The organism is Photobacterium halotolerans DSM 18316 (genome assembly GCF_000425165.1).
GTDB lineage: Bacteria > Pseudomonadota > Gammaproteobacteria > Enterobacterales > Vibrionaceae > Photobacterium > Photobacterium halotolerans.
Map to the genome: position 1 here is coordinate 1 of NZ_AULG01000034.1, position 7875 is coordinate 7875.

At 54.2% G+C, this 7875-nt stretch carries 10 protein-coding genes; all 10 read left to right on the top strand.

What is annotated here, in order from left to right:
- On the top strand, nt 1–234 hold a 234-nt coding region (locus H511_RS0108790; protein WP_027251979.1), incomplete at its 5' end, for a Gp49 family protein.
- Nucleotides 234–491 carry a Gp49 family protein gene (locus tag H511_RS0108795; protein WP_027251980.1) on the top strand — a complete coding sequence of 86 codons (258 nt, stop codon included), beginning with the start codon at nt 234–236 and terminating at the stop codon, nt 489–491. The genes H511_RS0108790 and H511_RS0108795, both read left to right, overlap by 1 nt.
- Nucleotides 491–2440 (top strand): portal protein, encoded by a 1950-nt coding sequence (locus H511_RS0108800; RefSeq protein WP_027251981.1) that lies wholly within the window; start codon nt 491–493, stop codon nt 2438–2440. Before H511_RS0108795 ends, H511_RS0108800 begins: the two co-directional genes overlap by 1 nt.
- Nucleotides 2430–2693 (top strand): hypothetical protein, encoded by a 264-nt coding sequence (locus tag H511_RS0108805; RefSeq protein WP_027251982.1) that lies wholly within the window; start codon nt 2430–2432, stop codon nt 2691–2693. Before H511_RS0108800 ends, H511_RS0108805 begins: the two co-directional genes overlap by 11 nt.
- A gap of 71 nt (nt 2694–2764) precedes the next feature.
- Nucleotides 2765–3751 (top strand): hypothetical protein, encoded by a 987-nt coding sequence (locus tag H511_RS0108810; RefSeq protein WP_027251983.1) that lies wholly within the window; start codon nt 2765–2767, stop codon nt 3749–3751.
- Nucleotides 3752–3803: 52 nt separating this feature from the next.
- Nucleotides 3804–4724, top strand: coding sequence for a phage major capsid protein (locus tag H511_RS0108815; RefSeq protein ID WP_027251984.1), 921 nt, complete (start codon nt 3804–3806; stop codon nt 4722–4724).
- Nucleotides 4725–4772: 48 nt separating this feature from the next.
- Nucleotides 4773–5051 carry a Rho termination factor N-terminal domain-containing protein gene (locus H511_RS22910; protein ID WP_036759263.1) on the top strand — a complete coding sequence of 93 codons (279 nt, stop codon included), beginning with the start codon at nt 4773–4775 and terminating at the stop codon, nt 5049–5051.
- A 4-nt stretch (nt 5052–5055) separates the two neighbouring features.
- Nucleotides 5056–5721 carry a phage adaptor protein gene (locus tag H511_RS22915; RefSeq protein WP_036759265.1) on the top strand — a complete coding sequence of 222 codons (666 nt, stop codon included), beginning with the start codon at nt 5056–5058 and terminating at the stop codon, nt 5719–5721.
- Nucleotides 5722–6252, top strand: coding sequence for a hypothetical protein (locus tag H511_RS0108830; protein ID WP_027251985.1), 531 nt, complete (start codon nt 5722–5724; stop codon nt 6250–6252).
- Nucleotides 6253–6272: 20 nt separating this feature from the next.
- Nucleotides 6273–7875: pyocin knob domain-containing protein (locus H511_RS24075; RefSeq protein WP_027251986.1), on the top strand; the 1603-nt coding region annotated here is incomplete at its 3' end.

The window sequence follows — 7875 nt, forward strand, 5'->3', positions numbered from 1 at the left end:
CTAGTTGAATCGCTGACGCCGATGTATCACCACTTTGAGGGCACAACCACTACGGTCTGTGCCCTTTTTCTTCCCAATGGCTACCAAGTAGCAATCGGCATGAGTGCTTGTGTTGTACCGGCTGATTTCAACGCAGAAATGGGCCGGAAATATTCACTGCTGGATGCAGTGAAAAAAGCCGAAACCAAACTTTGGGAACTTGAAGGCTACTGCCTGAAAAAAGCAATCGACTAATGCCTGTTACTCCCCTTCACATCAAAGAACTGGCCAGCCAGTTACAGCCGAAATTTCACCAGTACCCAGACACAAAGACAGTCGTTTGTTCTTTGTTCCTTCCTAACGGGTACGAGGTGGCAACCGGCTCAAGCCTGGGCTTGTCACCTGACAGGTTCAGCGAGAAAGACGGGGAGCAATGGGCATACCGCGACGCGATGGCCAAAGCAATTGATCAGCTTTGGCGAATCAAAACCTATGAGGCTATGGACAGCTAATGCAGGGACTACAACAGGCCGCGCTACAAGCACAAGCTGATACGGCCATGAAAGAAATGGAAGGCGAATACAGGCCACTGCCGGTCATGGACCGGTTGGCTGCGCACGTCAAAGAATGCTGGCAACAGGCCCAGCATGATCGTGGTTCGCTGAACAATCGCATGTTGGACTGTCTGCGCCGTCGGAAAGGCGAATACAGCACTGACAAGCTGCAGAACATTCGGGCAATGGGTGGATCTGAGATCTACATGCGCCTGACCGCCACCAAGTGTATTAGTGCGCGTTCCTGGCTGTCCGACATCTTCACGCCAGCCGGTGATAAGCCGTGGGCTATCAGCCCCACCCCAATGCCCGATCTGCCGCCGCACTTTAAGCAAAAGCTGATCATGACGGCGGTACAGGGAGCGGTCCAGCTGGGCGTTCCGCTGGAGCAGATGCAAGAGCTGCTGGAAAAGCATGAAGATCGTATCCGCGATGAAGTGGCGCAAGAGTCAGAGAAACGCGCCGAGCGGATGAGCCAGAAGATTTATGATGTCCTGGTTGAAGGCGGGTTCCGTCAGGAATTCGATGCGTGGTTGGATGATCTGGTTACGTATCCAGTGGCCATCTTCAAAGGCCCGATTTACCGCCGCCGGAAGCGCTTAAAATGGGTGGACGTGGCCAACGGCGATTATCAGCCGAGCACTGCGTTTGAGGTTATCCGCGAATTCAAGCGCGTATCCCCGTTTGATTTCTTCCCGTCGCCGTCTGCAGTCAACATCAATGACGACTGGGTGATTGAACGCCACCGGCTCACAGCAACCGACCTGAGCGCCATGCGCGGGGCGGCAGGCTATCACGGCAAAGGGATCACCCTGGCTCTGAATGAGTACCGACTGGGCGGGCTAAGAGAATGGATGTCAGTTGATGGTGAGCGGTCCCGTCTGGAAGGGCGAGACGCCACGGCCAACAAGTCAACGACAATAGATGCTCTGGAATGGTCAGGCAAGTTACAAGGAAAGATCTTGCTTGAATGGGGCATGGATGCCCGTTCCATTCCAGACCCCTATGAGGAATATCTGGTCAGCATTATGACGGTCGGAAATTACGTCATTCGTGCGCTGGTTAACCCAGACCCAACGGACCGGATGGATTATTTCAAGTGCAGCTGGCGCAGCGTTCCTAACTCTTTCTGGGGTGAGGCACTGCCGGAAATCCTGAAAGATTGCCAAGACATGTGCAACGCAGCAGCCCGCGCCCTGGCCAACAACATGGGTTACTCATCTGGCCCAATGGTCGCTGTGTCACAAGACCGGCTGGCCAAGGGGCAAGACGCGACTAAGTTGCACCCGTGGAAAGTGTTTGGCGTCACAGAGTCGCGCACCGGCTCAAGCGCCGCCCCGATCAACTTCTTTCAGCCGAACTCAAACGCCCAGGAATTACTGGGTATCTATGAGCGGTTTAGCCGCTATGCAGATGACATCACCGGCCTACCGGCGTATGCGTTCGGTTCCGATCAGGCTGCAGGTGCAGGACGCACCGCCTCTGGCCTGTCGATGTTAATGAGCGCGGCCAGCAAGACGATTAAGAACCTGGTGCGAAGCATTGATATTCAGGTCATTGAGCCGTGTATCACCAAGGTGTTTAACCACCTGATGCTTGACCCGACAGTTGATAAGACCTGCAAAGGCGATTTGCAGATCAAGGCTATAGGCTCTGAGGCGTTACTGCATAAAGAAGCCAAAAACCAGATGCAACAGCAGTTCCTGGCCATGACGAACAACCCAGTCGATCTGCAGATTGTTGGTCTGGAAGGACGCCGCGAATTGCTTCGCGAAGCGGCGAAGGGGCTAGATATCCCCGTTGATCGCGTCATCCCCTCGCAAGAGGAATTAGAGCTGCGTCAGATGGAACAGGCACAGCAAGAAATGATGATGGCCGAGCAGGAGCAAGCCGCTAATGCTCAGTAATTACAACTCACTCCCTAACGACGAAAAGGCCCGCATTGTGCGGGCTTTTTTATCCCTCAAGCGCAGCGACGACTTTGAGATTTTGCACAGCTTTTTGCTCAGCGCAGAGCAAGAAACACTGCGCGATCTCGCCGTCATGCCGCTTGAGCACATTCCTCAAGGCCAAGGAAAGGCCCAGACCCTCGAAGGCTTTATCGCCTTACTGGATCTCGCAACTGAGGAAGAACTTTACACCCTACGGGAAAACCGCTGAACACCGGCCAACCGGCTCAGTTAGACACATCGAATACCAGCGTTGCTGGCTCGAAACATGGACGTTAAACGATGAAACTACCTAAACAGCTTCGCGATCAGATCACCGAGTCTGACCGTCTGCTAAATGAAATGCTTAGCGAGAACACCCCTGCAGAGGAAGCGGAAAAACCGCAACCGGCAGAGACTCCCGCAGAACAGGAAATCGACCCTACCCCAGCCGAACCGGCGCAAAACGATTTTGACGAAACAGAAACACCGCAGCCTGAACCGGCACCGGCTTCTGATGACGTTGATTGGCGTGCGCGTGCAGAGAAGGCCGAACAGCGTTACAGCGTATTGCAAGGCAAGTACAACAGCGAGATTGCACGGCTAAAAGAGCAGGGCAATAGCGGTGAAGTCGATGCCCTGAAACGTCAAGTCAGCCAGCTACAGGAAACCATTTCTGAGCTGCGCGACAAGCCACAACACCAACCGGCAGCACCCGTTGAGGGCGCTGATTTAGATCAGCTGCGCGAAGACTATGGCGCTGACCTGATTGATGGGCTAATGGCGGCGGTACGTAACAGCGTTATGGGTGAGGTCTCTGGCCAGTTCAAGCAGGTTCAGGAAGCAACCAAGGCTGACAGCTTTAGCACCAAGCAGGCCGTTTTATCCCAGCGTCTCGCCGCTCAGAGCATCAACTTTGAGCAGGTCAACAATGACCCGTTGTTCCATGACTGGCTGGCCAAGTACGACCCCGACACGGGCGTGCAGCGTCAAGCGCAGCTGATGGAGTCATTCAAAAACGGAAACCTTGATGCTACTGCCGCGATGTTCCGCGAGTTCGTGCAAGGCAGTTCATCACCCCAACCAGCACAGCAACAGAATCCATTTGAACAGCATGTTCAGCAGACTTCCCACGCCCCAGCCAAGCAGACCGAAGCGCCCCAGGTGCCGACGTTTACCGAGGCTGAGATCGCCAAGTTCTACGATGACTGGTCACGCGGGAAGATCACTGATGCAGAGGCTGAGCGCATGGAGGCTGAAATTCACAGGTTCATGGTCGGCGGCGTGTAAGGACACACCCGCCAGCCGTGAACGGTCTCTTTTTAGATAAGGAAATCTAATTATGCCTATCGGTGTATCTAACGGCCATCCGCAATATTCAGGCAAGCAGAATGGTGCTTTCATTCCTGAGGTTTGGGCCGGAAAGCTTCTAAAAAAGTATTATAATTCAACGGTTTTCGGTGCAATCACCAATACCGACTACGAGGGCATGATCGCAAATAAAGGCGATACCGTTATCGTGCGTCAACGCCCTGACCTGACCGTCACCCCGTACACTAAAGGCGTTGATCTGGTGTACGAAGCGCCAACGTCGGTCGAAAAGGAATTCACTATCGACTACGCGAACTACTTCGCGTTTGAAGTGAAGGACGTGGACGACGTTCAGAGCGATATCGCTCTGATGGATGAGTTCACCACGGATGCGTCTACCCAGCTGAAACTGGCTGTAGATTCGCAGCTGTTGGCGCAAATCCCATCCCAGGCCCACGCGCAAAACTCTGGCGCAACCGCTGGCAAGATCTCAGGCAACATCAACCTGGGTACTGACGCCGCGCCGGTTGGTGTCACCAAAGACAACATTCTGGATCTGATTCTGGATTTCGGTCTGTGTCTGGACGAGCAGAACGTACCGGAAACGGGCCGCTGGGTTGTTCTGCCAGCGTGGGCGGTGTCGCTGATCAAGCGCTCTGATCTGAAAGATGCGTCTCTGACCGGCGACGGCACCACGCCGCTGCGCAACGGTCGCGTGGGCATCATCGACCGTTTCACGATCTACAGCTCAAACCAAGTCAACGCGGCTGCAGGCAAGTTCGACATCATTGCTGGTCACAACGATGCGACAAGCTTCGCGTCTCAGATCAACAAGATGGAGACGCTGCGCAACCAAAAAGACTTTGGTGACTACGTGCGTGGCCTGCAGGTGTTCGGCTTCAAAGTGATGAAGCCAGAAGCACTGTGCCACGCGGTCATTCAACGCGGCTAATGGCCAATAAGGGGGCGCTTGCCCCCTTTCTTTTTTTAGGGGTAAACCATGAGTAAAGCAACACACTACGAAAATGAAACTGGCCATATCGTCCGAGCGAACAAATGGCTGGACCGTGATTATCGTCGCCTGGGCCTGACGCCTGTGACCATCCATGAAAGCGAAGCCGCACCGGTAAAAAAAGCCGCACCGGCGAGTGTCACCAGCAAAACATCTGAGCTGTACGGCAAAACAGTGGCTGAGCTGAAAGCCATGTGTAAAGAGCGCGGACTGAAAGGCTATTCCAGCCTGACCGAAGACGAATTAGTAGCACTGCTGGAAGGTTAAGAGCATGGCGACGACGAAGATAATTGATGTGATCAAGCGGTGTGAAACGGTACTACAAGACACCACAAGCACCCGCTGGCCAAAGCAAGAGCTATTAGACTGGTTTAACGATGCTCAGTTAGCCATCGTCAGTCGCCGCCCTGATACGCACATTAAGAACATCCCCTTTACGTGCGCCAGTGGGACTAAGCAAAGCATCCCTGCTGATGGCCTGAGACTCATGAAAGTGGTCCGCAACAGTAACGGAAAGGCTGTCCGTAAAATTGAGCAGCGGGTACTTGATGATCAGGTTCCTGATTGGCATGTACCGGCTGAGTCAGTTGTTGTTGATCATTACATTTATAACGATTTCGACCCGAAAACGTTCTATCTCTACCCCGCCCCAATGTCCGGCATTGAGGTGGATATCATCTACAGCGTCGCACCGGCGGCGGTGGTGATTAATGATTTCAGCGGTGACGCAACCACGATCACCCTTGATGATTCCTACCTGAACCCGATTCTGGATTGGATGCTGTACCGCGCTTATTCGAAAGATAACGACTACACGGCTAACACCAATCGCGCCCAGATGCACCTGGAAGCATTCCGAATGGGGATTGGTGAAAAGACCCAAGCCGATCAGGTATCCGCGCAGCTGACCGCTCAGACGGCACCAATGGGGGGATAAATGCCAACCGAATTAAAAGAGGTCATTAAGGCCGACGTTCGCAGAGCAAGTGTGAACGTTCCTGATTATGTCATTGAGGCGGCGATCCATAACGGTTGCCGCCGTTTTTTTTCCGATTCTGAGGTGTGGATAGAGCCTCAATCCTTGGATGCAGAGGGGCGACGGATTGCGGTCACGGCGCTGGAGCCTGACGCGTTTGTGTGTGGCGTGGCAGAGGTCAGGACTAAACATGAGCGGTCTATCGCGTTTACATGGCAAGGCGGGCAGGTCTGCTTTGAGCGCGATATTGATGCCCTGCTGGATGTGGATCTGGTCCTCTGCCCTACCAACACATCGATCCCAACATGGGCCTATGAGCAGCACAAGGAAGCGTTTGTTCATGCCGCTGTTCGAGATCTGAAATCGCAGCAGGGCCAACCGTGGTTTGACCCAGAAGGCGCGGGTTATCACGAGGGTGAATACCGCCACCATTTAGGCATTGCCCGCATTCAATCCATGCCGAAATACATCGCGCCGAACCCCTTCGTATAACTCTTTAGCAGGGACGCTGAATGAGCCAAGAATTAGTTGATAAGGTCAATATACTGACCGAGCAGACCAGCGAGCTGCTGGCCGAATACGTTGCATTTAAAGACACCATGAATGCAAAAGTGCAGGCAACGTATGACTCACAAGGTGAAGCTGCGGCGTCAGCAGCGTCTGCTGTTGAGTCTGCCGCGTCCGCTGCAGCTGCCCTCGCAAGCAAGATAGAGGCGCAAGGCAGTGCATCAAGTGCCCTTTCCAGCAAAAACGCTACAGCGGCCAGCGAGGCGAATGCACTTTCCTACAAAACGGCGGCAAGAGTCAGTGAGTTGGCCGCTGCAGCCAGTGAATTAGCCGCACATGGCAGTGAATTAGCCGCCGCTGCCAGTGCCGCTGCTGCCGCAGACAGTGAAGATACAGCGATCCAAAAAGCCGCCGAGGCCGCTGCAAGCGCCGTCGAAGCCGCCCAAACGGTCGCAAATATTCTGGCTCGCGAAAATGAAGCGGAAGATTCGGCCAACCAGGCCGCTGCGAGTGCCACGTCTGCCGACAGCTCAGCGGGGATGGCCAGCGCGTCTGCTACGGCGTCTGCTAACTCTGCATCCTCAGCCTTGAGCAGCAAGAATGCGGCGGCAAGTTCAGCTGCAGCCAGCGCCAACAGCGCCACAACAGCCAGTGGCCATAAAGATGCTGCCGCCTCAAGCGCCTCATCTGCCCTGTCCAGCAAGAATGCCGCTGCTGCTTCGCAGTCTGCCGCTGCAGGTAGCGCGACAGCGGCATCCAATTCAGCTATTTCAGCTGCAAATTCAGCCTCAGACAGCGCTCAAAGCGCTAGCGAAGCGGCTGACAGTGCAGCACAAGCGTTGGCAAATGCGAACCTGACTTTTGCCTCTGGCGGTTATTTTGAGCCGAAAGCAGGCGCGGAATACCCAAATGTAACGGGCGTAAATCGGGATACGATCTGGCTGGTTAAGTTTCCTAACGCGGATGACGTGTACACCATGACGACCGGCGCACTGTCTGGCTCTGTCATCAAGAACGGCTACATGTTGGTGTATGACGTACCTCAGAACGTGTTTGATTACATCCCGACGACAATCAGTGGTGTCACGCAAATTAATGGGAAAAGCGGCGACACGGTAACGCTAACTGCCGCTGATGTGGGGGCGCTGGCGCTGGGTACGCGGGGGGTAACGACCAATACCAATTACAATATCACCCCCTCTACAGTCGCTTGGCAGGATCAGACAGACGTTAACACCCTGACATTCCCAGGTTGGTATAAATACCTGATTCGTGGTGATTGCCCAAACGCACCCCCTGGAGACGCCGCTGATTATTGGTTTATTCAAACCACAGAATACGGCATGGCTTCGACGCTCAGTTATACCCAGTTCGCACTGCCGTATGGCGGACCTAACGGGAAACAACCCGCCTGCTACATCCGCTCAATTCATCACAACGATTCAGAGTGGACGCCGTGGGCCATGATTTACGATGAGCGGCATAAACCGACCTGGCAAGATGTGGGGGCGGTACATGGCGGGTACGCCCGTAATTACGCGAACGACATTGCTACAGACAGAGTAAGCGAAAGTGGTTTTTTTAATGTCTCTAAAGCCATGCAGGGGG

Coding starts and splice junctions, on each gene's coding strand:
- H511_RS22915 (WP_036759265.1), top strand. CDS start 5,056: ATGGCGACGACGAAGATAATTGATGTGATCAAGCGGTGTGAAACGGTA.
- H511_RS22910 (WP_036759263.1), top strand. CDS start 4,773: ATGAGTAAAGCAACACACTACGAAAATGAAACTGGCCATATCGTCCGA.
- H511_RS0108815 (WP_027251984.1), top strand. CDS start 3,804: ATGCCTATCGGTGTATCTAACGGCCATCCGCAATATTCAGGCAAGCAG.
- H511_RS0108830 (WP_027251985.1), top strand. CDS start 5,722: ATGCCAACCGAATTAAAAGAGGTCATTAAGGCCGACGTTCGCAGAGCA.
- H511_RS0108800 (WP_027251981.1), top strand. CDS start 491: ATGCAGGGACTACAACAGGCCGCGCTACAAGCACAAGCTGATACGGCC.
- H511_RS0108810 (WP_027251983.1), top strand. CDS start 2,765: ATGAAACTACCTAAACAGCTTCGCGATCAGATCACCGAGTCTGACCGT.
- H511_RS0108795 (WP_027251980.1), top strand. CDS start 234: ATGCCTGTTACTCCCCTTCACATCAAAGAACTGGCCAGCCAGTTACAG.
- H511_RS0108805 (WP_027251982.1), top strand. CDS start 2,430: ATGCTCAGTAATTACAACTCACTCCCTAACGACGAAAAGGCCCGCATT.